Origin of the sequence: Wolbachia endosymbiont of Drosophila barbarae (assembly GCF_044752445.1) — a bacterium.
GTDB classification, from domain to species: Bacteria; Pseudomonadota; Alphaproteobacteria; order Rickettsiales; family Anaplasmataceae; genus Wolbachia; species Wolbachia pipientis.
On the sequence record NZ_JBIXJM010000016.1, the window covers coordinates 1 to 749 of the forward strand.

1 protein-coding gene is annotated in these 749 nt (G+C 31.0%); it reads right to left on the reverse strand.

Features of this window, described 5'->3' with window-relative positions; all coding sequences use genetic code 11:
- Positions 1-217: 217 nt before the first annotated feature.
- The gene (locus ACIPNH_RS00190) at positions 218-610 is read right to left on the reverse strand and encodes a TraR/DksA family transcriptional regulator (RefSeq protein WP_010963040.1); all 393 of its coding nucleotides are present in this window, start codon (positions 608-610) and stop codon (positions 218-220) included.
- Between the last annotated feature and the right edge of the window lie 139 nt (positions 611-749).

The window sequence follows — 749 nt, forward strand, 5'->3', positions numbered from 1 at the left end:
GGATAATTTAATGATAAAAAATTTAGAGAGAAATTTTATACACTATCGCTGATATTTTTCCTTAAGTTGACGCCATTGCCTGAACGGATACAACTTAATTTTTAATCTGCAGGAGTCAAGTTGAGAATGTCCAATTTTCCACTTTCTTTATAGCATAACATACTTCAGCGCCTCTTGCTCCTCTTGAAGTCCAATGGGCTCACCACTTATGTGTAAATTAATCGTTAATGTTGTACACGTTCTTTTCTTTTTCTACTCTCTCTTGCTCTTCAATACAATATATAGCAAGCGGATTAGCTTTAAGTCTTTCTACTCCTATTTCTTCTCCTGTTCCATCGCAGTAACCATAAGTGCCTAATTTTATTTTTTCTAACGCCTCCTTAATTTTTTCTTTTCTATCTTTTCGACGCTTGATTAATTCCTCGTTTCCACTATCTTCATCAGAATAGTATGTATCAATACTATTATCTTCTAGTTCTTGTTTCTCTAACTCAGCGAGTATTGATTGTAACTTTAAGCTGAAGTATTCCAGTTGTTTTACGCTCATATATTCTTCATCTTCTGAAGGAGTGTAATCTTCTGGTGACTTTATTTTTGGTAACTTTTCCATAGTTGCATTATCAAAAAAATAATAAAACCTATATAATTTATGAACAAAAAATTATACTACCTCAAAGTAAACACTATAATTTATAATAAACATTTAAAAGCCTAGTATGATCGACTCAGTAAAAAAATTAGTAATAAAT

Coding starts and splice junctions, on each gene's coding strand:
- ACIPNH_RS00190 (WP_010963040.1), bottom strand. CDS start 610: ATGGAAAAGTTACCAAAAATAAAGTCACCAGAAGATTACACTCCTTCA.